A 22,988-nucleotide genomic window follows, 5' to 3' on the forward strand; every position below is an offset into this window, starting at 1 on the left:
CAGGGATTGGATACGCGAAATTTTAGAGCTTGGAACGAATTCGCTTGAAATGCCGCGTGGCCCCAATGCCGAACAGCGTTACAAGGATACCAAACCCCACCAGTACGGCGAGCGGCAGGCTCACGTAGGTGAGGGTGAGGGGGCTCGGCAGCCAGGCCGCGGCGGTGTTCCGCTCCGGCAGGGCGGGGTCGGGATCGGGTACGATCGGCTCCGCCGGGGCCGTTTCGGTGGGGGTCACCGGTGCGGTGATCGCCCGGCGGTGCAGGGTGATCCACTCCTGCAACAGCTCGGTGGGGGTGGCGGAGGTCGACTTCGGCACCGAGTCCGACACGGCCCCGGCGGCGTCGATGAGGCCGTTGCCGTAGATCGGGCTGGGCACGGTGTGGCCGTTGGCGTTCGCGGTTTCGATGATCCGGTTGATCACCCCGGCGGCATCCAGCTTCGGGAACTTCGAGCGCACCAGCGCCACCAGGCCGGACACGATCGGGGCGGCCGCGCTGGTGCCGTCCCACTGCAGGTAGCCGCCGCCGGGGGCGACACCGACGAGTTTCTCGCTGGGCGCGGCGACGGCGATGGTGATGCCCTGCGAGGACGCGTCGAAGCTGGCCTCCTTGGCCCGGTCGACGCCGGCGACGGTGAGCACGCCGGGGATGGTGGCCGGAGCCCCGACCTCGGCGGTGCCGCTGCCCCGGTTGCCCGCGGCGGCGACGACGACGACGTCGTTCTCGAAGGCGTACATGAAGGCGTCGTCCCAGCTGGTGGGCCAGTCCAGGGTGTTGCGGGTCAGCGACATGTTGATCACGTCGGCGCCGTTGTCGACGGCCCAGCGGATGCCCTTGGCGATCTGGTCGTCATTGCTCAGCTCCGCCCCGCTGGTGCCGAAGGCCACCGAGACGCTGAGGATCTTCGCCTCCGGGGCGACGCCGATCAGGCCGCTGTCGGTGGCGGTGCCGCGGCCGGCGAGCAGCGACGCCACCAGGGTGCCGTGCTCGTTGTCCTCCCCGACCGGGGTCTGGCCGTTGGACGAGCCGAGGCCGGAGACATCCGTGCCGCCGGTGACAACACCGCTGAGTTCGGCGACGCTGCCGTCCACACCCGTGTCGATGACGGCGACGGTCACGCCGGAGCCCTTGCTGGTGTTCCAGGCTTCGCTGAAGCCGTAGTCGTTCAGCCAGTATTCGAGGTCGCGAACCTGGTCGGCGCGGGCGGCCGGAGCGTCACCGGCGACCGCTACGACGGGCACGACCACGGCGGCAAGGATCGCCAGGACGGCGAGGGGTCGGCGCCAGGGCCGACTCACGCGTCGGCCGGCGGCGCCACCGGCGGGGCGTAGTCCAGGCATTCGCACACCGCGGGCGACCAGGCGGCGCGGATCAGCGCGAGGTCGCCGATCGGGTTGACACCCGGTCCCGCCGCCAGGGAGTGCGCGGCGAGGGCGTGCAGGCACTTCACCCGAACGGGCATGCCGCCGGAGGACACCCCGGCGAGTTCGGGGACCACGCCGATCATTTCCCGATCGGCCAGGAAGCTCTCGTGCGCGGATCGGTAGTGGGCGCGGAGGCCCTCATCGTCGGCGAGCATCTGGTTGTACTCGTTCATCACCTGCGTCGCTTCGAGGAAGGAGAGCGCGGCGGTCGCAGCAGGGTGCGACAGGTAGTACAGGGTGGGGAACGGCGTGCCGTCCGCCAGGCGCGGCGCGGTCGCGACGACGGTGGGAGCGCCGCAGACACAGCGCGCGGCGATGCCGATGACGTTCCGCGCCGGGCGGCCCAGCTGCGCGGAGACCGTGCTGATGTCGGCCGCGGTGGCGGGGTCGAAGGGGGGTCTGGTCATTTCGCTGCCTCCTGTGGTGCGAGCCCGGCGGTCATCACCGATCGAAACATCGAGTCGACCCAGTCGACTTCGGTGTCCTGGATGGCCGTGCTGACGGCTGCCGTGTCGGCGGAACCGTCGACGGTGGCGCCGGTGTCGTTGAGAACCAGGAAGCTGACGTCGCCCGGCATCACGTAGGAGAGCCGGTCACGCGCCTGGGTCGTGACGAAGGTGCGGTCGTTCCAGCGTTCCCGTTCATCCTTGAGGTTGTCGACATCCGCTTCTTGCGCGGCGACAGTGGCGCGGAGCTCGTCGATCTGCTGGCGTTGTTCGGCGTACGTGCGCACGCTCGGGGCCAGGACGATCACGGCCAGGACGAGGATGCCCATCATCACGAAGGAGAAACCGGACAGGCGCAGTCCCCGCAGCCAGTTGCCGGCCGCGGTCTCGGTGCTGGCGAGCTGCACCGGTTGCCGCACGGTACGGGCCTTCGAGTCCGGCCGGGGCATGGTCTTGCCGGCGGCCTTCGTCGTGGACGTGGCGGCGGGCTTGGCCGGCGCCTTGGCCGGGTCGGCCTTGGGTTTGGGCTTGGGGCGGCGCGGTTCGGGGAGGCGTGGCGGGGTCATGCCCGAGCCGTTCCAGGTCACGTCACTCCCCTCCGATTGCCACCGGTAGCGCCCGGCGGCGGATTTCTCCTGTTCTAGAGTGCCAGAACTTTCGGTCGCTGAGCTCCGCCACGGGTGGCGCGGCGGCGATCCTGAGCAAACCCGCAGGCAAGAAGAAGGACCCCAGCCCGCCGGGCTGGGGTCCTGCTCTGGTGCTGGTTACGCCTTGAAGCGCGGGAACGCGGAGCGGCCGGCGTAGACCGCGGCCTCGCCGAGCTCTTCTTCGATGCGCAGGAGCTGGTTGTACTTGGCAACGCGCTCGCTGCGGGCCGGGGCACCGGTCTTGATCTGGCCGGCATCCGTCGCGACGGCGAGGTCGGCGATGAAGGTGTCTTCGGTCTCACCGGAGCGGTGCGAGATGACGGTCGTGTAGCCGGCGCGCTGGGCGAGGGCGACGGCATCCATCGTCTCGGTCAGGGTGCCGATCTGGTTGACCTTGATCAGGATCGAGTTGGCAGCCTTGATCTCCAGGCCCTTGGCCAGGCGGATCGGGTTGGTGACGAACAGGTCGTCTCCGACGATCTGAACCTTGTCGCCGAGCTGAGCGGTGAGGTGGACGTAGCCTTCCCAGTCCTCCTCCTCGAGCGGGTCTTCGATGGAGACGAGCGGGTACGCCTCGAGGAGCTCGGCGTAGTACGCGACGATCTCGGTCGAGGTCAGTTCCTTGCCCTCGAAGTGGTACACGCCGTCCTTGAAGAACTCGGTGGCGGCGCAGTCCAGTGCCAGGCCGATGTCGGTGCCGGGCGTGTAGCCGGCGAGCGTGATGGCTTCGACGATGAGGTCGAGCGCGGCACGGTTGCTGGGCAGGTTGGGGGCGAAGCCACCCTCGTCGCCGAGGCCGGTGGCCAGGCCCTTGCTCTTCAGCAGGCCCTTGAGGGCGTGGTAGACCTCAACGCCCCAGCGCAGGCCTTCGCTGAACGTGGGGGCACCGAGCGGGACAACCATGAATTCCTGGATGTCGACGTCGTTGTCAGCGTGCGAGCCACCGTTGATGATGTTCATCATCGGCACCGGCAGGGTGTGGGCGTTCGGGCCGCCGAGGTAGCGGAAGAGGGGCAGGTCGGCCGAGCTGGCTGCGGCCTTGGCGACGGCCAGGCTCACGCCGAGGATGGCGTTCGCGCCGACGCGCTCCTTGTTGACGGTGCCGTCGGTCTCGTTGAGGACCATGTCGATGATGCGCTGGTCGGCGGCGTCGAGGTCTTCGACGGCCGGGCCGAGCTCGTCGGTGACGGAGCCGACGGCCTTGAGCACGCCCTTGCCGAGGTAACGCTTCTTGTCACCGTCGTGCAGCTCGTAAGCTTCGAAGGCACCGGTGGAGGCGCCTGATGGAACGGCGGCACGGCTCAGCGTGCCGTCCTCGAGCAGAACCTCGACCTCGACGGTCGGGTTTCCCCGAGAGTCGAGGATTTCGCGTGCAACAACTGCGTCAATAAGAGCCACAACTATCTCCTGTGTCTGTCTGTCTATCTATTTTTGGATTTCTAAGTCCGGGTGGATTTTGAGGAAGACGCCGCTGTGTCCCAGTCCGTTGACCAGTCTAGTGATCGGTACGCGGGTGCGGTCAGGACTGAAGTCCCGTTCACCGGCAGATCACGCGCCGTTCAGTCGGCCAGCGGTTTGAAGACGAGGTCCTCCGGTGCGACGGAGTCGTCGGTCACGAAGGCGAACCGGCCGTAGCCGGCGGCACCGGCCCGTTCGAGCAGGGCCTTGAGATTCTTGGTGCGCTTGTCCAGGCGCACCCGCAGGCCCTGGGCCACGAGAGCCGTCTTGAGGGCGACGAGCGCGGCCGGGTCGGCGTCCTTCTCGTGCACGAGGACGACGGCGTTGCCGGTCTCGTCGTCCGCGCCGGCGAGCAGGTCGACAATCCGCTCGAAGCCGATCGAGAAGCCGCAGGCGGGCACATCGGTGCCGAGGAACCGGCCGATCATGCCGTCGTAGCGGCCGCCGCCGCCGAGCGAGTAGCCCAGGTCGGGGTGGGCGATCTCGAAGATGGTGCCGGTGTAGTAGCCCATCCCCCGCACCAGGGTGGGGTCGAACTCCAGGGCAACGCCGGGCAGGGCGGCGCGGAGCGACTGCAGGTCGGCGTACGCCGCCGCGTCCAGCCAGGCCGGCGCATCCGCGGGGTCGGGCCAACCGGCGTCGGCGAAGCCCGCCAGGGTGTCGGCCAGCCCGTCGCGTTCGATGCCGAGGCCGCCGAGCTCGGTGACGACGCCGTCCACGCCGATCTTGTCGAGCTTGTCGAGGGTGATCAGGGCGCGTTCGGTGAGGTCGGCCGCGACGCCCCAGCTGGCGAGCATGGTGCTGAGGATGCGCCGGTCGTTGATGCGCACCGAACAGCCGGTCAGACCCAGGTTGTCGAGCGCGGCGACGGTGGCGGTGATCAGTTCGATCTCGGCCAGCGGGCCGGCCTCGCCGATGATGTCGATGTCGCACTGCATGAACTGGCGGTAGCGGCCCTTCTGCGGGCGTTCGGCGCGCCAGACCGGGGCGATCTGGATGGACCGGAACACGGCGGGCAGGTCGGCGCGGTGGCTGGCGTAGAACCGGGCCAGCGGCACGGTGAGGTCGAAGCGCAGGCCCAGGTCGGCCAGCGAGAGCAGGTCGTCCGCGTCGGCCGCGGCCACGAGGTCGGCCGGGGCGAGGCCACGCTTGAGCACGGCGAAGCCGAGTTTCTCGTTGTCGCCGCCGAGACCGGAGTGCAACCTGGCAGTGTCCTCCATCACGGGCGTTTCGATCTCGTCGAAGCCGTGCGCGGCGAAACTCTGCCGGATGACGCCCAGCGCCCTCTCGCGGGTGGCCTTGTCGGCCGGAAGGAAGTCGCGCATGCCGCGGGGAGGGGTCACTGCTGTTGCCATGCCCCCAATTCTGTCAGGTCGCGCAGGTCCGCCCGGCCGCGACTGTTCCCGCTGCGGACAAGTGGGCCCGGTGTGCCGGGTGCACTTGTCCGCACGGGTAACAGTTGCGGCGCCGTGGGGTTAGAGGGCGCCGCCGGCGGCGCCGGGGGCATCCGCTTCGAGGCCGGCGTCGCCGACGTGCTCGCGGGCGATGAAGTTCTCGATGTCGAAGAGGTTGTCCTTGGCGCGCTTGGCGATGGTGAGCAGGGTCGACATGGAGGCGACCTCCTCGACCTGTTCCTTGAGGAACCAGAGCATGGCCTGCTCGCCGAGGGCGTCACCGTCGGAGCGGGCGGCCCGGAACAGGGCCTCGATCTGGCCGGTGACCTGCTGCTCCTGGGCGAGGGCCAGCGCGATCGGCTCGACGATGTTGGTGAAACCGTTGATCACGGCGGGCACGCCGGGGATGACGACCTCGAGGCCGCGGTCGAGCCGGTACTGCACGAGCATCATGGCGTGGTTGCGCTCCTCCACCGACTGGCGGTAGAAGTGCGCGGCGAGCTGGGGCAGGTCCTGGCTGTCGAACCAGGTGGCGATGGCGATGTACTGCTGGGACGCGGCGAACTCGTTGCCGATTTGCTGGGTCAGGAGCGCGTTGAAGGATGTCTCGGTCATGGTCCGACGTTAGTGCTACTCGGAGGGGAACGCGATGACGCCGGCGTCGGCGGGGTCGGAGCCGCTCTCCCGTTCGGCCGCGCGGATCTCCTCCTGCAGGTCGCGGAGGGCGGTGCGGAGGGCCCGTTCGGAATCGAGGCCCTGCGCCTTGGCCGCCGACACGATCGCGAGCAGGATCGGGCCGAGCTCGGCCTCGCTGTTGATGGGCAGCAGCGCCGGCGGATCCGTCTCGAGCAGGCCGATCTTCTGGGCCTTCCCGATCACCTTGTCGGCCAGTGCCAGGGCGGGCATGCCCTGCGGGATGCCGTCGAGCACGCTGGTGCGGTGCGGTTTCTCGGCCGCCTTCACGTCGTCCCAGCCGGCGACGACCTCGTCGAGGCTCTGCGTCTTCGTGCCACCGAACACGTGCGGATGCCGGCCCACCATCTTGCGGGTCATCCCGGCGGCGACATCCTGGATGTCGAACCCCTCGCCGGGCGTCTCGGCGGCGATGGCCGCGTGGAAGACCACCTGGTAGAGCACGTCGCCGAGCTCCTCGAGCAGGTCTTCGCGGCTGCCGCTCTCGATCGCCTCGATCAGCTCGTGGGTCTCCTCGGTGAGGTACTGCACGAGCGACTCGTGGGTCTGCTCCGCATCCCACGGGCAGCCACCGGGCGCGCGCAGCCGGGCGACCGTCGTCACCAGTTCGTCGAGGCTGGAGGGGCTGCCGGCGGATGCGGTGGGCTGGGCTGAATCGGTCACACTCCATCGTAGGCGGCCCCGTCCCGGGAGGCCCGGCTAAACTGGGCGCAGGTGTGCCGGGAAGTCTGGTCGGCGGGCGACGCGTTGTCGTTCTCGACGTCGAACCGACCCGCTTTGCTGCCGGGTGGACAGGACACCGCATGACCTTCATCCGTTCCGAGCGCTACGCCGCCGGATTCCTCCTGATCGCCGGGGTGCTCGGCCTGGTGGCCGCGAACCTGGCCTTCGGCCCCGCGCTCATCATGGCCGCCAATGAGCACCTGCCCACCGGCATCTTCGGGCTCGACCTGTCGGCGAAGCACTGGATCAGCGACGGCCTGCTCGCGGTGTTCTTCTTCCTCATCGCCATCGAACTCAAGCGCGAACTCGTCATCGGCGACCTGAACAGCCTGGGCAAGGCCGCGTTGCCCGCCCTCGCCGCCCTGGGCGGTGTGGTGGTGCCGGCCGGCATCTACCTGCTGCTCACCCGTGGCTCCGGGCTGGCGGCCGGCTGGCCGGTGCCCACCGCGACCGACATCGCCTTCGCCCTGGGTGTGCTGGCGGTGTTCGGCCGCGGCATCCCCACCCGGGTGCGGGTGTTCCTGCTCGCCCTGGCGGTGCTCGACGACCTCGTCGCCATCCTGATCATCGCGTTCTTCTTCACGCAGGACCCGCAACTGCAGTTCATCGGTGTGGCCGCCATCACGGCCACCCTGTTCGGTGTCACCAGCCGGCTGCTCAAGCCCCGCTCCCCCTGGGTGCTCGGCCGGAAGCCGGTCTGGCCGGTCGTCCTGGTCCTCGGCGTGCTGGGCGTGGCGACCTGGTACTTCACCTACCTGTCCGGCGTGCACGCCACCATCGCCGGCGTCATCCTCGGCCTGGTGATGGCCCGGGTTCCCGGTGGCCGCGCCCACCACGTGCTCGAGCCGTACTCGAACGCCGTGATCCTGCCGTTGTTCGCCTTCTCCGCGGCTCTGGTCGCGATCCCGCGGGTGAGCCCGGCCGACCTCAGCCCGGCGTTCTGGGGCATCCTGGTGGCCCTGCCGGTGGGCAAGCTCATCGGCATCACCCTGGCCGGGGCGCTCGGCAGCCTGATCTCGCGGCGCCCCAGCGGGTCGGGCGCCGGGTTGAAGCTGGCCGACATCGTCATGGTCGCGTGCCTGGGCGGCATCGGCTTCACGGTGTCGCTGCTGATGGGCGCCCTCGCGTTCGCCGGGAACACCGAGGTGGTCGACGAAGCCACCCTCGCCGTCCTGCTCGGCTCGGGGGTCGCCATCCTCGTCTCAGCGGTTGTGGTCAGTGTGCGGGCACGGCAGTATCGACGGGCCGCGGGAACACGGCATCCAGCAGCGCTCCCGTCCACTTGATCAGGGCGGCGTCGGCCACCGGCTCGCCGTTCACGCGCGGCAGCGGCACGATCATCGACCCGGCCGCGGCCGAGTACTTCGTGCCGGGATACATCCGCTGCACCCGCACCTGCATGGAGTCGGCCAGGTCCACCGGCGCGACGCGCAGGTTGGAGCCCATCGCCACGACCTCGCCGAGGCCGGCCTGCTGGGCGTGCCGGCGCAACCGGGAGACGGCGATGAGGTTGCTCACGGCCTCCGGCGGCTCGCCGTAGCGGTCGGTGAGCTCCTCGAGCACGAGGCCGATCTGGTCGTCGGCGGCTGCGGGGCCGCTGGCGCCGGAGAGCTTCTGGTAGGCCTCCAGACGCAACCGTTCGCTGTCCACATATTCCTCGGGGATGTGCGCGTCGACGGGCAGCTCCAGCCGCAGCTCGGTCTGGCCCTCGGCTACGTCGCCGCGGAAGGTCGACACCGCCTCACCGATCATGCGCAGGTACAGGTCGAAGCCGACCCCGGCGATGTGGCCGGCCTGCTCGCCGCCGAGCAGGTTGCCCGCTCCGCGGATCTCGAGGTCTTTCAGCGCCACCTGCATGCCGGCGCCGAGCTCGTTGTTGGCCGCGATGGTGGCCAGGCGGTCGTGCGCGATCTCACTGAGCGGCTTGTTCTCGTCGTAGAGGAAGTAGGCGTAGGCCCGCTCCCGGGCCCGGCCCACCCGGCCGCGCAGCTGGTGCAGCTGGCTGAGGCCGTACTTGTCGGCCCGGTCGATGATGATGGTGTTCGCGTTGGCGATGTCCAGACCGGTCTCGATGATGGTCGTGGAGACCAGGATGTCGAACTTGTTCTCCCAGAAATCCACCACCACCTGCTCCAGCTGCGCCTCGGGCAGCTGCCCGTGCGCCACCGCGACACGCGCTTCCGGTACCAGCTCGGCCAGTTGCGCGGCCACCCGGTTGATGCTGGAGACCCGGTTGTGCACGAAGAAGATCTGGCCCTCGCGCAGCAGTTCCCGGCGGATGGCGGCGGCCACCTGGCGGTCGGAGTACGGGCCGACGAAGGTGAGGATCGGGTGCCGGTCCTCGGGCGGGGTGGCCAGGGTGGACATCTCCCGGATGCCGGTGACGGCCATCTCCAGGGTGCGCGGGATGGGCGTGGCGCTCATCGCGAGGATGTCCACGTTGGTCTTGAGCTTCTTCAACGCATCCTTGTGCTCGACACCGAAACGCTGTTCCTCGTCGATGATGACCAGGCCGAGGTCCTTGAAGATGGTGTTGTCCGACAGCAGCCGGTGGGTGCCGATGACCATGTCGACGGTGCCGTCGAGCATGCCTGCCACGGTCTCGCGGGATTCCTTGTCGGTCTGGAACCGGCTGAGCGCGCGCAGGTGGATCGGGAACCCCGCGAAACGCTCCTGGAAGGTCTCCATGTGCTGGCGCACGAGCAGGGTGGTGGGCACGAGCATGGCCACCTGCTTGCCGTCCTGGATGGCCTTGAACGCGGCGCGCACCGCCACCTCGGTCTTGCCGAAACCGACGTCGCCGGAGAGCAGCCGGTCCATCGGGATGGGCCGTTCCATGTCGGCCTTGACCTCTTCGATGGTGGTGAGCTGGTCGGGCGTCTCCGCGAACGGGAACGCCTCCTCGAGCTCCCGCTGCCACGGGGTGTCGGGGCCGAACGCGTGACCCTTGCTGGCCATCCGCGCGGAGTACAGCTTGACGAGTTCGACGGCGATGTCGCGCACCGCCCGGCGGGCCTTGGTCTTCGCGGCCGACCAGTCGCTGCCGCCCATCTTGGAGAGCGCCGGCGCCTCACCGCCGACATAGCGGGAAACCAGGTCGAGCTGGTCGGTGGGCACGTAGAGCTTGTCGCCGCCGTGGCCGCGCTTGGACGGCGCGTATTCGAGCACCAGGTATTCGCGGGTGGTCTTGACCGGGTTGCGGCCGCCGCTGGAGACCTCGCGCTGGGTCAGCTCGAGGAACTTGCCGATGCCGTGGGTCTGGTGCACCACGTGGTCACCGGTCTTGAGCTGCAGCGGGTCGACGACGTTCTTCCGCCGGCTGGCGAGCTTCTTGATCTGGCGGGCGTCGTAGCCGACGGTGCGGCCGTAGAACTCGCTCTCGCTGACCAGGGTGAGCTTGGTCTCCGGGATCTCGAAGCCGTGCGCGATGGATGCCTTGAGCAGGTACGCGATGCCGGGCTCGGGGGTCGCCGGGAACTCCTCCACGATGCGGGCGGGCAGTTCGGCGCCGGCGAGCACGTCGGCGGCCCGGTCGACGAGGCCGGCGCCCTGGGCCACGACGGCGACGGTCCAGCCGTCCTTGAGGCGTGCGGAGAGGTGCCCGACGGCGCCCTCGACGTTGCCCTGGAAGCTCGGCACCGCGTCGCCCTCGATGCGGATGGTGAGCAGCTCGTCGATCTCCCGGTGCTCCGGCAGCACCTCGATGTCGGTGGGGGCGGCCTGGAACGAGCTCATCGTCCACCAGACCCGTTCGGTGGCGGCTTCGCCCGGGGCGGAGTAGCGCACGGCGTCCCGCAGGGTGCCCAGGGTGAGGAAGTCACCGCTGGCCAGGTCGATCGGGGCCTCCGCTCCGGCCGTGGCGGCGTTCCAGGCGGCGGAGAGGAACTCCCGGTTGGTCTCGGCGAGGCTGATCGCACGGGAAGCGACCCGTTCGGGTGAGATCACGGCGACGGCGGCCTGGCGGGGCAGGTAGTGGGTGACGGGCACGAGCCGGTCGACCAGGGCGGGCGCGAGGCTCTCCATGCCCTCCACCGGGATGCCCTCGGCCACCTTCGCGAGCAGGCCCGCGAGGCTGGGGAACTCGTGCTGCATCTCCCGGGCGCGCTGCCGCACGGCGGGGCTGAGCAGCAGTTCCCGGCTCGGCGGCAAGCTCACCGAGCTGATCGGCTCGGGCATCGAGCGCTGGTCGGCCACCGCGAACGCGCGGATCTGTTCCACCTCGTCGCCGAAGAATTCGATCCGGTACGGATGCGCCGCCATCGGCGGGAACACGTCGAGGATGCCGCCGCGCACGGCGAACTCGCCGCGGCGGGTCACCATGTCGACCCGGGCGTAGGCCACGTTCACGAGGTCGACGGCGATGGCCGCCAGGTCGTGACCGCGGCCGCCGGCGGTGAGTTCGAGCGGGTCGAAGTCGGTGAGGTTGTCGGCCACGGGCTGCAGCGCGGCCCGCACCGAGGCCACCACGATCAGCGGGCGGCGGGCGGCGGCATCCTGGGCCTCCCAGTCGCGCATCCGCCGCAGCGCGTAGAGCCGGCGGCCGACGATCTCGGCGCTGGGGCTGAGGCGCTCGTGCGGCAGGGTCTCCCAGGCGGGGAACTCGACGATCTCGGCCTCGTCGGAGAAGCAACCGAGGTTCTCCCGCAGCGCCTCGGACTCGCGCCCGGTGGCGGTGATGACGAACAGGGCCCGGCCCTTGTCGAGGCGGTTGCGCTGTTCCATCAGGGCGGCCAGCAGCGGGGCCCGCAGCCCCTCGGTGAGGGAGAAGTCGGCGTCACGGGCCGCGAAGGCCAGAGCGTTGTCGAACGTGGAGGCGCGGGAAAGCGCCGGAATCAAGCCCTGAAGAATCACCGCACAAGTCTACGGGTTTCGCTGACTCGCTAGGCGGGCGGGGCGTGGAACTTCTGCTGGGCCAAGGTGACCCCGTCGGCGACGATCATCTCGACCGCGTCCGCGGCATCCTCGAGCATGATCGGCAGGGTCGCGCGCTCGGTGCTGGTGTAGTCGTGCAGCACGAAGTCGGCGGCGTTCTGCCGGCCGGGCGGACGGCCGATACCCATCCGGATGCGGATGAACTCGTTGCTGCCGGTGGCGGCGATGATGTCGCGCAGCCCGTTGTGGCCGCCGTGGCCGCCACCCACCTTGATCTTCATCGTGTCGAACGGCAGGTCCAGCTCGTCGTGCACGACGATGAGGCGGGAGACGTCGATCGAGTAGAAGCGCAGCAGCGCCGCGACGGGCCCGCCGGAAAGGTTCATGAAGCTGTTCGGCTTGGCCAGAACGAGCTTGGGGCCGCCGGGGAAGCTGCGTCCCTCGGCGACGGCGGAATTCGCCTTGTGGTTCTTGAAGTTCGCCCGCAGTCGGTCGGCGAGCACGGCGGTCACCATGTGGCCGACGTTGTGGCGGTTGCCGGCGTAGCCGGGCCCGGGGTTACCGAGCCCGACTACGAGCCAGAGATTCTCGTCCAGGGGGTTCCTTTACACGGAGTTTCTGTCACACAGAGTTTCTACAGCACAGAATTTCTACAGCACAGAGTTTCTACAGCACAGAGTTTCTGTCCGGCGGGTGGAGGGGGAAGGCTACTCGGCGGCAGCGTCCTCGGCGGGAGCCTCTTCGCCTTCGGCGGTCTCCTCTTCCTCTTCCTCTTCCTCGGCGGGCAGGTGCACGCCGACGACGACCATCTCGGGGTCGGAGATGAGCTCAGCGCCGGAAGGCAGCTTGACCTCGCTGGCGTGGATGAGGGTGCCGTCTTCGAGGCCCTCGATGTCGATGCTGACGCTCTGCGGGATGTTCGTGGCCTCGACCTCGAGCAGCAGGGTCTTGGCGTCGAGGTCCGCGATGGTGCCGGGAGCGGACTCGCCGGTCACGTGCACGGCGACCTCAACCTGGACCTTCTCACCCTTGCGGATGACGATGAGGTCGAGGTGCTCGATGATCTGACGAACCGGGTCCTTCTGCACGTCCTTGACCAGGGTCAGGTGCGTGGTGCCCTCGACGTCGAGCTCCAGGACGGCGTTCGCACGACGCAGCAGCAGGCCGATCTCGTGGGCCGGCAGGGCGACGTGCACGGGGTCGGTGCCGTGGCCGTAGATGACGGCGGGGATCTTGCCCAGCACGCGCAGCTTGCGGGCAGCGCCCTTGCCGAAGCTGTTGCGAGCGTCAGCGGAAATCTTGTTGTTGTTGTTCTTGGCCTCGGCCATGGTGTGTCTCCTTGCGGGCGACGTGCGCCCGGATGTGGTGTCGCGGGCTCCTGAGCCCGACGAATGGATACTGATTCAACTCGAACGCATGTCAGCGTGAGGAAAGACCGGGGAGGACTTTTCGCCGCGTCGATTACGGATTTCGCTGGCGCCGGTTTCCCGGCTGGCGCGAATCCCTCGCCGAAGTTCAACTCCACAGTCTAGACGATAAAGTGACGACCATGCCCAGCCTGCACACCCGAGTGACCGAAGACGTCGGGCGGTCCATCGTCGACGGGACGGTTCCGGCGGGCACCGTCCTGCTTTCCGACGAGATCGAACGCCGCCAGGGCGTGAGCCGGTCGGTGATCCGGGAGGCGATCCGGGTGCTGGGATCGATGGGCCTCGTCGAGTCGGTCAAACGGGTCGGCATCAAGGTTCTGCCGCCGGCCAGCTGGAACGCCTACGACCCCACCATCATCCGCTGGCGCCTGCTCGGCCCCGGCAAAGGGGAACAGCTGCGCTCGCTCACCGAGTTGCGCTCGGCGGTGGAGCCGATGGCCGCGGAGCTGGCCGCCCGGCACGCCGCGCCCTCCGTCGCGGCCGAGCTGTTGGACGTGTCCGAGCTGATGCGCACAGCGGGCGACTCCGGCGACCTGTCCTCGTTCCTGGAGCTGGACATCCGCTTTCACCGGCTGGTGCTGGAGGGCTCGGGCAATGAGATGTTCGCCAAGCTCGGCGAGCCCGTCGCGGCGGTGCTCTCCGGCCGCACCGACCTGGGCCTGCAGCCGGACCACCCGCACGAGAACACCCTGCAGTTGCACGCCGACGTCGCGGATGCGATCGCGGCCGCCCGGCCGGATCAGGCGCGGGCGGCCATGGAGCTGATCATGCGCCGCACCTATGCGGAGGTGCAGCCCACCTGGGCCGCCGATCCCGCATCAACGCTATAAGTATGATTACATGGTCTGAGCAAGCCACTAATCTTGAACATGATCACAACTCACAGATCTAAGGGAGAACACGTGTCAGAAACCGGTTCAGCAAACATCGGCGTTGTCGGCCTGGCGGTGATGGGCTCCAACCTCGCCCGCAACCTCGCCAGCCGCGAAGGCAACACCGTGGCCGTCTACAACCGTTCGCCCGAACGCACCCGGCTGCTCATGGACGAGCACCCCGAGGCCGGCTTTGTGGCCTCCGAGACCATCGAGGAGTTCGTCGCGTCGCTGGCGACCCCCCGCACCGCGATCATCATGGTGCAGGCCGGCAAGGGCACCGACGCGGTCATCAGCCAGCTCACCGAACTGTTCGAGCCCGGCGACATCATCGTCGACGGCGGCAACGCCCTGTTCACCGACACCCTCCGCCGCGAGAAGGCAGTGCGCGAGACCGGCATCAACTTCGTCGGCGCCGGCATCTCCGGTGGCGAAGAAGGCGCCCTCAAGGGCCCGAGCATCATGCCCGGCGGCTCCGCAGAGGCGTATGTCACCCTCGGCCCGATCCTCGAGTCCATCGCCGCGGTCGTCGACGGCGAGCCCTGCGTCACCCACGTCGGCACCGACGGCGCCGGCCACTTCGTCAAGATGATCCACAACGGCATCGAGTACGCCGACATGCAGCTCATCGGCGAGGCGTACGACCTCATCCGTCGCGGCACCGGCAAGACCCCGGCCGAGATCTCCGAGATCTTCACCGAGTGGAACAAGGGCGAGCTCGAGAGCTACCTGATCGAGATCACCGCTGAGGTCCTCAAGCAGGTCGACGCGGAGACCGGCAAGCCGCTCGTCGACGTGATCCTCGACCAGGCCGGCAGCAAGGGCACCGGCGTGTGGACCGTGCAGACCGCGCTCGACCTCGGCATCCCCGTCTCCGGCATCGCCGAGGCCGTGTTCGCCCGGTCCGTTTCCTCCAAGCCCGCGCAGCGTGCCGCTGCCGCCGCCCTACCCGGCCCGACCGCCAACCCCGTCGAAGACGTGGACGGCTTCATCGAGGGTGTGCGCCAGGCGCTGTACGCATCCAAGGTCATCGCCTACTCGCAGGGCTTCGACGCCATCGTCGCCGGCGCCGAGCAGTACAACTGGGACATCAAGAAGGGCGAGATCGCGAAGATCTGGCGTGGCGGCTGCATCATCCGCGCCCGTTTCCTGAACCGCATCACCGAGGCGTACACCGAGAACCCGGGACTCGTCTCGCTCGTGACAGCCCCGTTCTTCACCGATGTCGTCGCCACGGCGCAGGACTCCTGGCGCAACGTCGTCGCCGACGCCGCCCACGCCGGCATCCCCGCGCCGGTGTTCGCGTCGTCGCTGGCGTACTACGACAGCCTGCGTGCCGACCGCCTGCCCGCTGCCCTCACCCAGGGCCAGCGTGACTTCTTCGGTGCGCACACCTACAAGCGCGTCGACAAGGAAGGCACCTTCCACACCCTGTGGTCCGGCGACCGGACCGAGATCGTCACCGAGGGTTCCTCGCACTAGCTCCACCCGCACCATCCGCACGGCGACTGTTGCCCGTGCGGACAATTGCACCCGGCGTAACGGGACCAGTTGTCCGCACGGGCAACAGTTGTCTGCTCCGCCGGGCCGCCGACCGCGGGTGCGAGTCAGCGGATGACCGGCAGGCCCGCTGCGATCAGCAACCGGCTCAGGGCGGCCCGGTCGGCGAGCTCCGCCGGGCCCCACCGCACCACCCGGAATCCCTCGGCGCGCAGGTGGTCCTCGCGGATCTTCTCCTCGTAGACGGCCTCCCCCGGCAGTCGATCGCCCGCTGCGCCTTGGCGAGGCCACGGAGCGAGACAGCACGTGCCAGCATCTCCGACACCTTGTCCGGATACGTGAGCACCTCCGGCGTCGCACGGCGGGGATTGGTGGCGTGATCGAGTGCGACGACGGCATCCTCGAAGCTCGCTGTCCTGGCCAGGTCGAGCAGGGTGCGGGCCGGGCTGGTCACGAGCACGCCGTCGGTCGTCTGTTATACGCCGAGAGTCGCATCCGCCGGCGCACCGGACAGCGTGCCGAGCGTAGTGGTGCACACCCGCCCGGCGCGCCAGCTGGGGAGGAGCCGCCGATCCCGCCGCGGGTTAGGCGGGGCGGGGGCGGCGCAGGGCCCGGGCGAGAAGACCGAGGGCGAGCCAGGCGAGGGCGGCGAGGACGCCGGGCCAGGGCAGGATCATCGCGAGCAGCAGGCAGCCGGCCGCACCCAGGTATTGCACCCAGCGAGGCAGCCAGCGCTGCTCGCGGGGCTGCCGCAGGGCGGCGAGGTGCGCGATCGCGTAGTAGATCAGCACCGCGCAGGCCGAGAAACCGACCAGCTGGGCCGGGTCCAGCAGCACGACGCCGGCCACGGCGACGAGCGCCATCGTCACCTCGGCCGTCGCAGGCGCCTGCCGGCCCGGCGAGATCCGGCTGAGCGCGCCGGGCAGGTCACCCTGCCGCGCCATGGCCAGGCCGGTGCGGCTGAGGCCGGCCAGGATGCCCGCCAGCGAGCCCAGGCAGGCGAACGCGGCCAGCAGCCTGGCGATGCTCGTCCACGGCTCCGTGCCGCCCACCAGGTCGGCCAGGGGCGAGACCGAGAGCGCCAGGGCGGCAGGCCCGAGCACCGTGACGGTGAGCCAGCCGATCACCCCGTAGATCACCAGGGCGAGGCCGAGCGCGATCACGATCGCCCGGGGCAGGCTGCGGCGCGGGTTCCGCACCTCCTCCCCCAGCGTGGCCATCCGGGCGTAACCGGTGAAGGCGAAGAACAACAGGCCGGCCGATTGCAGGATGCCCGCCCAGCCGGCGTCGAGTAGCGTGCCCGGGTCGAAGGTCGCCGGGCGCCCGCCGCCGACGATCCCGGCGACGACCCAGGACACCAGCGCGGCCAGCCCACCGAGCACCAGGAAGACCACCACCGCACTGAGCCGGGCCGTGCTGCGGATACCGGCAAGGTTCACGGCGCCGAGCGCGAGCAGGGCGAGCACCGCGACCAGCCTGGCCTGCTCCGGCCAGAGGTAGCCGCCCAGGATCAGGGCGATGGCGCCGGCGGACGCGGTCTTGCCGGCCAGGAACAGCCAGCCGGCCGAGAATCCCCACCACGGGCCGAGGGTGGCCCGGCCGAACGCGTACGCGCCGCCGGAGACCGGGTGGCTCATCGCCAGCTGGGCCGAACTCAGGGCGTTCAGCGAGGCAATCAGCCCGGCGAGGACCAGCCCGATGAGCAGCCCGGAACCGGCGACGGCCGCCGCGGGCGCCCAGACGTAGAACACGCCGGCGCCGATCATCGCCGCCAGGCCCACGACGATGGCCCCGCCCGTGCCGAGGTGCCGGGCCAGGGTCGGCGCCCGGTCCGGTTGGCTTGTACCAGTCACCCACCCAGCGTAGGCAGCCAACGTGAACGGCGGGCATCCGAACACCCCTGGCAGGCGCGCGCGGGCGCGCGGTCTGATTTACTGGATGGCACCCATGACGAGCGAACACCCCGAACTCTCCGGCTACGAGCCGAACGACTCCGCCCGGCCCCTGCGCGGCCGGCGGATGGTGCTGCTCATGCGGCTCGTCGTCGTATTGGGCCTGGTGGCCTTGGTCGTTCCCGGCATCCTGACCAGCCTGAGCATCGCCACCGCCACGGCGGCGCGGGCGTGCACCCAGGCGGTCGCGCGCTACTACCCGCTCTCGGAGGGCATCGACGCCCGGTTCGACCTGACCGGGCCCGGCGGCTTCGGTTGGCAGTGCTACGCGATCGACCAGAACGAGCGCAAGACCTTCGTGCTGCCGCTGGGCATCATCCCCGGCCCCTTCCGACCGCCGGCCACCAGCGTCTCCTGACGGCAGCCGATGGGACCCACCTTCACGTTCACGGCACTGCTGTGGAACACCGAGAGCATGAACGCGTGGGTGTTCGTCTCCCTGCCCGCCGACCAGTCCGAGGAGATCCGCGAGCTCACCGACGGTCTGCGCACCGGCTTCGGCGCGCAACGGGTGCGGGTGCGCATCAACGACTCCCGCTGGGCCACCTCGATCTTTCCCGAGAGCGCCACCGGCCGGTTCGTGCTGCCGGTGAAGAAAGCCATCCGCCAGGCCGAGGGCATCGACGTGGGCGACACGACCACGGTCACCGTCGAACTGGTGCTCTGACCCTTCGGTACCCGAACACACCGAAGGCCGGCCCCGAGAACGGGACCGGCCTGGCGGGTGCAGCACCAGCTGCGGGGCGGATGCTTACGCGGCGCCCTCGAACATCGACGTGACGGAACCCTCGTCGAAGACCTCGTGGATGGCGCGCGCCAGGAGCGGCGCGATCGGCAGCACGGTCAGCGTGGGGAAACGCTTGTCCTCGGGGATCGGCAGGGTGTCGGTGACGACGACCTCCTGGATGGCCGGGTTCTGCAGCAGGTCCAGTGCGGGCGGGCTGAACACGGCGTGGGTGGCGGCCACGACGACGCCGATGGCGCCGGCGGCCCGGAGGGCTTCAGCGGCCTGGACGATGGTGCGGCCGGTGTCGATCAGGTCGTCGACGATCAGGCAGACGCGGCCCTTGACCTCACCGACGATCTCGTGGACGGTGATCTGGTTGGGCACCAGCGGGTCGCGGCGCTTGTGGATGATGGCCAGCGGGGCGCCGAGCTTGTCGCTCCAGATGTCGGCGACACGCACCCGGCCCATGTCCGGGGACACGATGGTGAGGGTGGACGGGTCCAGCTTGACCCGGAAGTGCTCGAGCAGCACCGGCATTGCGAACAGGTGGTCGACGGGGCCGTCGAAGAAACCCTGGATCTGGGCGGCGTGCAGGTCGACCGACATGATCCGGTCCGCGCCGGCGACCTTGAACAGGTCGGCGACGAGGCGGGCAGAGATCGGCTCGCGGCCGCGGCCCTTCTTGTCCTGGCGGGCGTACGGGTAGAACGGGGCGACCACGGTGATCCGCTTGGCCGACGCGCGCTTGAGCGCATCCACCATGATCAGCTGTTCCATCAACCACTCGTTGATCGGGTTGGTGTGCGACTGGATGACGAAGGCGTCGGCCCCGCGCACGCTCTCGTCGAAACGGGCGTAGATCTCGCCGTTCGCGAAAGTGCGTGCGTCGGTGGGGATCAGCTCCGAACCAAGCTCCGCGGCGATGTCGATCGCGAGTTGAGGGTGCGCTCGCCCCGAGATGAGCACCAATTTCTTCTCGCCGCTGCTCTTGATTCCAGGCACCTAGTCTCCGCTCTGTGACGCGGCTGTCGCCGCATCTGTTCCCGGCCGGTTGGTCTCTACCCAACCGACCATATTGCGTTGCGGAGCCACGTTGATCGCGAGCGCCCCGGCGGGAACGTCCTTGCGGACGACCGTTCCGGCTCCCGTGTAGGCTCCGTCGCCAATTCTAATCGGCGCGACGAACACGTTGTGCGACCCGGTGCGCACATGCGACCCGATCACGGACGGATTCTTGTTAACGCCGTCGTAGTTCGCGAAGATCGTGCCGGCCCCGACATTGGAGTGCACCCCGACGGTGGCATCGCCGACGTAGCTCAGGTGCGGCACCTTGCTGCCCTCGCCGATGACGGCGTTCTTGGTCTCCACGAAGGTGCCGATCTTGCCGTCCGCGCCCAGCCACGTGCCCGGTCGCAGGTACGCGAACGGTCCGACGGTGGCGCCGGCGCCGATCACCGCGAGGGTGCCGTCGGTGCGCTTGACCGTGGCCCCCTCACCGATCTCGCAGTCCAGCAGGGTGGTGTCCGGGCCGATGATCGCGCCGGTGGCCACCGTGGTGGAGCCGAGGATCTGCGTTCCGGGCAACAGGGTCACGTCGTTGGCGAGGGTGGCCTTGAGGTCGATCCAGGTGGTGGCCGGGTCCTGCACGGTCACGCCGGCCAGCTGCCAGCCGCGCACGATCACGGCGTTGAGCTTGGCGGCGGTGTCGCTGAGCTGGGCCCGGTCGTTGATGCCGGCGACGAGCCAGGCATCCGCAACCGGCACGGCGCGCACCTCGGAGCCGGCGGCGCGCAGCAGCCCGATCACGTCGGTGAGGTACTTCTCGCCCTGCACGTTGTCGGTGGTGAGCCGGGCCAGCTGGTCGCGCAGTTCGGACAGGCCGAAGAGGTAGACGCCGGCGTTGATCTCGTCGACCGCGCGCTCGTCGTCGCTGGCGTCCTTGTGCTCCACGATGCGGTCGAAGGTGCCGTCGAGCGAGCGGATGATGCGCCCGTAGCCGGTCACATCGCCGGGGAACGCGGAGAGCACGGTCGCGGCGACGGCGCGTTCGCGGTGCGCGTCGATGAAGTTGGTGAGGGTGGCGGCGTTCAGCAGCGGCACGTCGCCGCTGATCACGAGTACGTCGCCGTCGAAGTCGGCGGGCAGCGCTGCGACGGCCTGCTCGACCGCGCGGCCGGTGCCGGGGATCTCGTCCTGGTCCACGAGCAGGCTCTCCGGCAGGTCGAGGGCGACGAGCTCGGCGAGGCGTTCGCGTTCGTGCCGCAGCACGGTCACGACATGCGCCGCATCCAACGCCCGGGCGGTCGCCAGCACGTGGCTGATGATCGGCAGGCCGGCCAGCGGATGCATGAGCTTGGGCAGGCTGGACTTCATGCGGGTGCCCTGCCCTGCGGCGAGCACGATGACGGCGAGTCGGGAATCGGTCACGGGTTTCCTCTCAAACGCGAGCTCCGCCGCCAGGACTCGAACCTAGACCTAACAGCTCCAAAGGCTGTCGTGCTGCCATTACACCACGGCGGATTGCTCCGGCTGTGGGCCGGGCAACGGAGACAAGTCTGCCAGATGTGCGGGACTCTGGGCGTCATCGGCCCGTTCCGGCTCCCGGCAGGCCCGATAATGAAGGGATGCCCGCCAATGACGAAGTCGACCGGATCGTTGATGCCTGGCTGCGCGAGCGTCCGGACCTGGATTTCACTCCCCTGCAGGTGTTTTCCCGGGTGGCCCGGCTGAGCAAGCACCTCGACCGCGCCCGCCGAACGGCGTTCTCCCGCTCCGAACTGGACTCCTGGGAATTCGATGTGCTCTCGGCCCTCCGCCGGGCCGGCGCGCCCTACGAGTTGAGCCCCAAGCTGCTGCTGCAGCAGACGCTGGTCTCCAGCGGCACCATGACCAACCGCATCGACCGGCTCGTCGAACGCGGCCTGGTCACCCGGCGCACCGACCCCAACGACGGCCGTGGCATCTTCGTGGGCATGACCGCCGGCGGCCTCACCCGGGTGGATGCGGCGATCACCCGCCTGGTCGACGCCGAGGCCGCGCTGCTGGAAAGCCTCTCCCCCGCAGACCAGGACGGCCTCGCTGCCCTGCTCCGCAAGCTCAGCCTCGACTTCGACTAGCCCCGCGACAGCCCGCGGTCAGCGCCGGAGGGCCTTGCGGGCGAGGCGGTTGCCGAGGAATTGGACCAGCTGCACGAAGACGATGATCAGCAGCACGGCCGCCCAGGTGACCAGCGGGTCGAACTGGCGGTAGCCGTAGAGCAGAGCGAACGCGCCCAGCCCGCCGCCGCCGATGTACCCGGCCACGGCCGACATGTCCACCAGGGCCACGAAGATGAAGGTGTAGCCCAGGATCAGCGGGCCGAGCGCCTCCGGCAGCAGCACCGTGAAGATGATGCGCACGGGGCCTGCGCCCACGCTGCGGGCGGCCTCGATCACGCCGGGGGTCACGGTGAGCAGGTTCTGCTCCACGATGCGTCCCATCGCGAACGACGCGGCCAGGGCGATGGTGAAGATGATCGCGTTGTTGCCGATGCCGCTGCCCACGACCAGCCGGGCCAGGGGCTGTGCCGCGGCGAGGAAGATGATGAACGGGATGGGCCGCACGGTGTTGACGAGCACGTTGAGAACCGAGAACACGCCCCGGTTCTCCAGAATGCTGCCGGCCCGGCTGAGGTAGAGACCGAGGCCGACGAGCAGGCCGCCGATACCCCCGAAGAACAGGGTGAAACCGACGATGTAGAGGGTTTCCCCTGCGGCCTTCCACAGTTCGGGCAGCAGGTTGATGAGGGATTCCATGGTCAGCGCACCTCGGTGATGGTCGTGAACGCGCGCACCCGGTCGAGCGCGGTGTCGATGGTCGCGTCCTCCCCGGTCAGGGCGAGGGTGAGGTGGCCGAACGGGCGGCCCTGGATTTCATTGATGCCGCCGTAGACGACCTGGAAGGCCACCCCGTCGCGAGAGAATTCGCTGAACACCCGGCTCTGGTCGACGCTGTCGTCGCGGAAGGCGAGGGTGACGATGCGGCCGTTGTGGCGGGCGCGCAGCACGGCCAGCTCCGGCGCGGAGGGCTGCCCCTTCACCACCGTCGACACGAACCGGGCGGATGCGGCCTGTTGCGGGTTCGAGAACACGTCGAAGACGTCGCCGCGCTCGATCACCTTGCCCTTGTCCATCACGGCAACCTTCGTCGCCAACGTCTGGATGACATCCATCTCGTGGGTGATGACGATGATGGTCACCCCGAACTCGCGGTTGACCCGCTTGAGCAGGTCGAGGACCTCGTGGGTGGTCTCGGGGTCCAGGGCGCTCGTGGCCTCGTCGGCGAGCAGGATCGACGGCGAACTGGCGAGGGCGCGGGCGATGCCCACCCGCTGCTTCTGACCGCCGGAGAGCTGGTCGGGGAACGCGCCGGCCTTGTCGCCGAGGCCGACGAAATCGAGCATCTCGGCGACCCGCTTGGCCCGCTCGGGCTTGTCCCGGCCGGCGACCTCGAGCGGGTAGGCCACGTTCCGGGCCACCGAGCGGGAGTTCAGCAGGTTGAACTGCTGGAAGATCATGCCGATGCCCAGGCGCACCGGCCTCAGCTCGCGTTCGGGCAGCTGCGCCACGTCGCGGCCGTCGATGAGGATCTGCCCCGCGGTGGAGCGTTCGAGTACGTTCACCAGGCGCACCAGGGTGCTCTTGCCCGCCCCGGAGTAGCCGATGATGCCGTAGACGTCGCCGGCGTCGACGGTGAGGCTCACGTCGTCGATCGCCGTCACATCCGGCGCGCCCTTGAGCGTGGCGGGATACACCTTGGAGACGTTCCGCAGTTCGACGAGTGGGGTGGGACTGGACATGCACGATCCTT

The 22,988-nt window shown here is 69.3% G+C and carries 21 protein-coding genes and 1 tRNA gene; 6 read left to right on the forward strand and 16 right to left on the reverse strand.

Going from position 1 to position 22,988, the window contains the following annotated elements; genetic code table 11:
- Window positions 1-22: 22 nt before the first annotated feature.
- From ACU5E9_RS06300 to ACU5E9_RS06330, 7 genes are all read right to left on the reverse strand, one after another.
- Window positions 23-1,300, reverse strand: a complete 1,278-nt coding sequence (locus tag ACU5E9_RS06300; protein WP_456812760.1) for a S8 family peptidase — start codon at window positions 1,298-1,300, stop codon at window positions 23-25.
- Window positions 1,297-1,833, reverse strand: coding sequence for a DUF501 domain-containing protein (locus ACU5E9_RS06305; protein ID WP_456812761.1), 537 nt, complete (start codon window positions 1,831-1,833; stop codon window positions 1,297-1,299). The genes ACU5E9_RS06300 and ACU5E9_RS06305 overlap by 4 nt, the downstream gene beginning before the upstream one ends.
- Window positions 1,830-2,459, reverse strand: a complete 630-nt coding sequence (locus ACU5E9_RS06310; RefSeq protein WP_456812762.1) for an FtsB family cell division protein — start codon at window positions 2,457-2,459, stop codon at window positions 1,830-1,832. The genes ACU5E9_RS06305 and ACU5E9_RS06310 overlap by 4 nt, the downstream gene beginning before the upstream one ends.
- Window positions 2,460-2,636: 177 nt before the next feature.
- Window positions 2,637-3,917, reverse strand: a complete 1,281-nt coding sequence (gene eno, locus ACU5E9_RS06315; protein WP_456812763.1) for a phosphopyruvate hydratase — start codon at window positions 3,915-3,917, stop codon at window positions 2,637-2,639.
- 161 nt (window positions 3,918-4,078) lie between these two features.
- Window positions 4,079-5,332: a histidine--tRNA ligase gene (gene hisS, locus ACU5E9_RS06320; protein WP_456812764.1), complete on the reverse strand. Its 1,254-nt coding sequence runs from the start codon at window positions 5,330-5,332 to the stop codon at window positions 4,079-4,081.
- Between the two features lie 120 nt (window positions 5,333-5,452).
- Window positions 5,453-5,986 (reverse strand): ferritin, encoded by a 534-nt coding sequence (locus tag ACU5E9_RS06325; RefSeq protein WP_456812765.1) that lies wholly within the window; start codon window positions 5,984-5,986, stop codon window positions 5,453-5,455.
- A 15-nt stretch (window positions 5,987-6,001) separates the two neighbouring features.
- Entirely contained in the window at window positions 6,002-6,727 is a 726-nt protein-coding gene (locus ACU5E9_RS06330; RefSeq protein WP_456812766.1) for a MazG family protein, read from the reverse strand.
- 140 nt (window positions 6,728-6,867) lie between these two features.
- Here ACU5E9_RS06330 and ACU5E9_RS06335 point away from each other — a divergent pair, with 140 nt between their 5' ends.
- On the forward strand, window positions 6,868-8,073 hold the full coding sequence (locus ACU5E9_RS06335) for a Na+/H+ antiporter NhaA (RefSeq protein ID WP_456812767.1): 1,206 nt from the start codon (window positions 6,868-6,870) through the stop codon (window positions 8,071-8,073).
- On the opposite strand, the gene mfd is transcribed toward ACU5E9_RS06335, so the two are convergent.
- The 3 genes from mfd to ACU5E9_RS06350 form a co-directional block, all read right to left on the reverse strand.
- Complete coding sequence (gene mfd, locus ACU5E9_RS06340) at window positions 8,003-11,638, reverse strand: transcription-repair coupling factor (protein WP_456812768.1); 3,636 nt, start codon at window positions 11,636-11,638, stop codon at window positions 8,003-8,005. The two genes, ACU5E9_RS06335 and mfd, sit on opposite strands and share 71 nt — an antisense overlap.
- 29 nt (window positions 11,639-11,667) lie before the next feature.
- Window positions 11,668-12,255, reverse strand: a complete 588-nt coding sequence (gene pth, locus ACU5E9_RS06345; RefSeq protein WP_456813507.1) for an aminoacyl-tRNA hydrolase — start codon at window positions 12,253-12,255, stop codon at window positions 11,668-11,670.
- Between the two features lie 111 nt (window positions 12,256-12,366).
- Window positions 12,367-12,987: a 50S ribosomal protein L25/general stress protein Ctc gene (locus ACU5E9_RS06350; RefSeq protein ID WP_456812769.1), complete on the reverse strand. Its 621-nt coding sequence runs from the start codon at window positions 12,985-12,987 to the stop codon at window positions 12,367-12,369.
- 221 nt (window positions 12,988-13,208) lie between these two features.
- Here ACU5E9_RS06350 and ACU5E9_RS06355 point away from each other — a divergent pair, with 221 nt between their 5' ends.
- Window positions 13,209-13,919: a FadR/GntR family transcriptional regulator gene (locus ACU5E9_RS06355; protein WP_456812770.1), complete on the forward strand. Its 711-nt coding sequence runs from the start codon at window positions 13,209-13,211 to the stop codon at window positions 13,917-13,919.
- Between the two features lie 120 nt (window positions 13,920-14,039).
- On the forward strand, window positions 14,040-15,443 hold the full coding sequence (gndA, locus tag ACU5E9_RS06360) for an NADP-dependent phosphogluconate dehydrogenase (protein ID WP_456813508.1): 1,404 nt from the start codon (window positions 14,040-14,042) through the stop codon (window positions 15,441-15,443).
- A 602-nt stretch (window positions 15,444-16,045) separates the two neighbouring features.
- On the opposite strand, the gene ACU5E9_RS06365 is transcribed toward gndA, so the two are convergent.
- The gene (locus ACU5E9_RS06365) at window positions 16,046-17,314 is read right to left on the reverse strand and encodes an APC family permease (RefSeq protein ID WP_456812771.1); all 1,269 of its coding nucleotides are present in this window, start codon (window positions 17,312-17,314) and stop codon (window positions 16,046-16,048) included.
- A gap of 94 nt (window positions 17,315-17,408) precedes the next feature.
- Here ACU5E9_RS06365 and ACU5E9_RS06370 point away from each other — a divergent pair, with 94 nt between their 5' ends.
- Together ACU5E9_RS06370 and ACU5E9_RS06375 are read left to right on the forward strand one after the other, a co-directional pair.
- Window positions 17,409-17,771: a hypothetical protein gene (locus ACU5E9_RS06370; RefSeq protein WP_456812772.1), complete on the forward strand. Its 363-nt coding sequence runs from the start codon at window positions 17,409-17,411 to the stop codon at window positions 17,769-17,771.
- A 9-nt stretch (window positions 17,772-17,780) separates the two neighbouring features.
- Window positions 17,781-18,080, forward strand: coding sequence for a DUF1905 domain-containing protein (locus tag ACU5E9_RS06375; RefSeq protein WP_456812773.1), 300 nt, complete (start codon window positions 17,781-17,783; stop codon window positions 18,078-18,080).
- Window positions 18,081-18,164: 84 nt separating this feature from the next.
- Here the strand turns inward: ACU5E9_RS06375 and ACU5E9_RS06380 are convergent, their stop codons facing one another.
- From ACU5E9_RS06380 to ACU5E9_RS06390, 3 genes are all read right to left on the reverse strand, one after another.
- The gene (locus ACU5E9_RS06380; protein ID WP_456812774.1) at window positions 18,165-19,142 is read right to left on the reverse strand and encodes a ribose-phosphate diphosphokinase; all 978 of its coding nucleotides are present in this window, start codon (window positions 19,140-19,142) and stop codon (window positions 18,165-18,167) included.
- On the reverse strand, window positions 19,143-20,567 hold the full coding sequence (gene glmU / locus ACU5E9_RS06385; RefSeq protein ID WP_456812775.1) for a bifunctional UDP-N-acetylglucosamine diphosphorylase/glucosamine-1-phosphate N-acetyltransferase GlmU: 1,425 nt from the start codon (window positions 20,565-20,567) through the stop codon (window positions 19,143-19,145). It lies immediately after the preceding gene.
- Between the two features lie 21 nt (window positions 20,568-20,588).
- Window positions 20,589-20,660, reverse strand: a tRNA-Gln gene (locus ACU5E9_RS06390).
- A gap of 104 nt (window positions 20,661-20,764) precedes the next feature.
- Here ACU5E9_RS06390 and ACU5E9_RS06395 point away from each other — a divergent pair.
- Window positions 20,765-21,256, forward strand: coding sequence for a MarR family winged helix-turn-helix transcriptional regulator (locus ACU5E9_RS06395; protein WP_456812776.1), 492 nt, complete (start codon window positions 20,765-20,767; stop codon window positions 21,254-21,256).
- Window positions 21,257-21,274: 18 nt separating this feature from the next.
- Here the strand turns inward: ACU5E9_RS06395 and ACU5E9_RS06400 are convergent, their stop codons facing one another.
- Together ACU5E9_RS06400 and ACU5E9_RS06405 are read right to left on the reverse strand one after the other, a co-directional pair.
- The gene (locus tag ACU5E9_RS06400; RefSeq protein ID WP_456812777.1) at window positions 21,275-21,934 is read right to left on the reverse strand and encodes a methionine ABC transporter permease; all 660 of its coding nucleotides are present in this window, start codon (window positions 21,932-21,934) and stop codon (window positions 21,275-21,277) included.
- A 2-nt stretch (window positions 21,935-21,936) separates the two neighbouring features.
- Complete coding sequence (locus ACU5E9_RS06405) at window positions 21,937-22,977, reverse strand: methionine ABC transporter ATP-binding protein (RefSeq protein ID WP_456812778.1); 1,041 nt, start codon at window positions 22,975-22,977, stop codon at window positions 21,937-21,939.
- Window positions 22,978-22,988: the final 11 nt, after the last annotated feature.

This window comes from Cryobacterium sp. AP23 (genome assembly GCF_054075385.1).

Bases quoted from the DNA above. Each gene is read 5' to 3' on its own strand.
- hisS (WP_456812764.1), bottom strand. From the start codon at position 5,332: ATGGCAACAGCAGTGACCCCTCCCCGCGGCATGCGCGACTTCCTTCCG.
- ACU5E9_RS06325 (WP_456812765.1), bottom strand. From the start codon at position 5,986: ATGACCGAGACATCCTTCAACGCGCTCCTGACCCAGCAAATCGGCAAC.
- gndA (WP_456813508.1), top strand. From the start codon at position 14,040: ATGGGCTCCAACCTCGCCCGCAACCTCGCCAGCCGCGAAGGCAACACC.
- ACU5E9_RS06350 (WP_456812769.1), bottom strand. From the start codon at position 12,987: ATGGCCGAGGCCAAGAACAACAACAACAAGATTTCCGCTGACGCTCGC.
- ACU5E9_RS06370 (WP_456812772.1), top strand. From the start codon at position 17,409: ATGACGAGCGAACACCCCGAACTCTCCGGCTACGAGCCGAACGACTCC.
- ACU5E9_RS06400 (WP_456812777.1), bottom strand. From the start codon at position 21,934: ATGGAATCCCTCATCAACCTGCTGCCCGAACTGTGGAAGGCCGCAGGG.
- ACU5E9_RS06395 (WP_456812776.1), top strand. From the start codon at position 20,765: ATGCCCGCCAATGACGAAGTCGACCGGATCGTTGATGCCTGGCTGCGC.
- ACU5E9_RS06405 (WP_456812778.1), bottom strand. From the start codon at position 22,977: ATGTCCAGTCCCACCCCACTCGTCGAACTGCGGAACGTCTCCAAGGTG.
- ACU5E9_RS06335 (WP_456812767.1), top strand. From the start codon at position 6,868: ATGACCTTCATCCGTTCCGAGCGCTACGCCGCCGGATTCCTCCTGATC.
- ACU5E9_RS06355 (WP_456812770.1), top strand. From the start codon at position 13,209: ATGCCCAGCCTGCACACCCGAGTGACCGAAGACGTCGGGCGGTCCATC.
- ACU5E9_RS06375 (WP_456812773.1), top strand. From the start codon at position 17,781: ATGGGACCCACCTTCACGTTCACGGCACTGCTGTGGAACACCGAGAGC.
- ACU5E9_RS06305 (WP_456812761.1), bottom strand. From the start codon at position 1,833: ATGACCAGACCCCCCTTCGACCCCGCCACCGCGGCCGACATCAGCACG.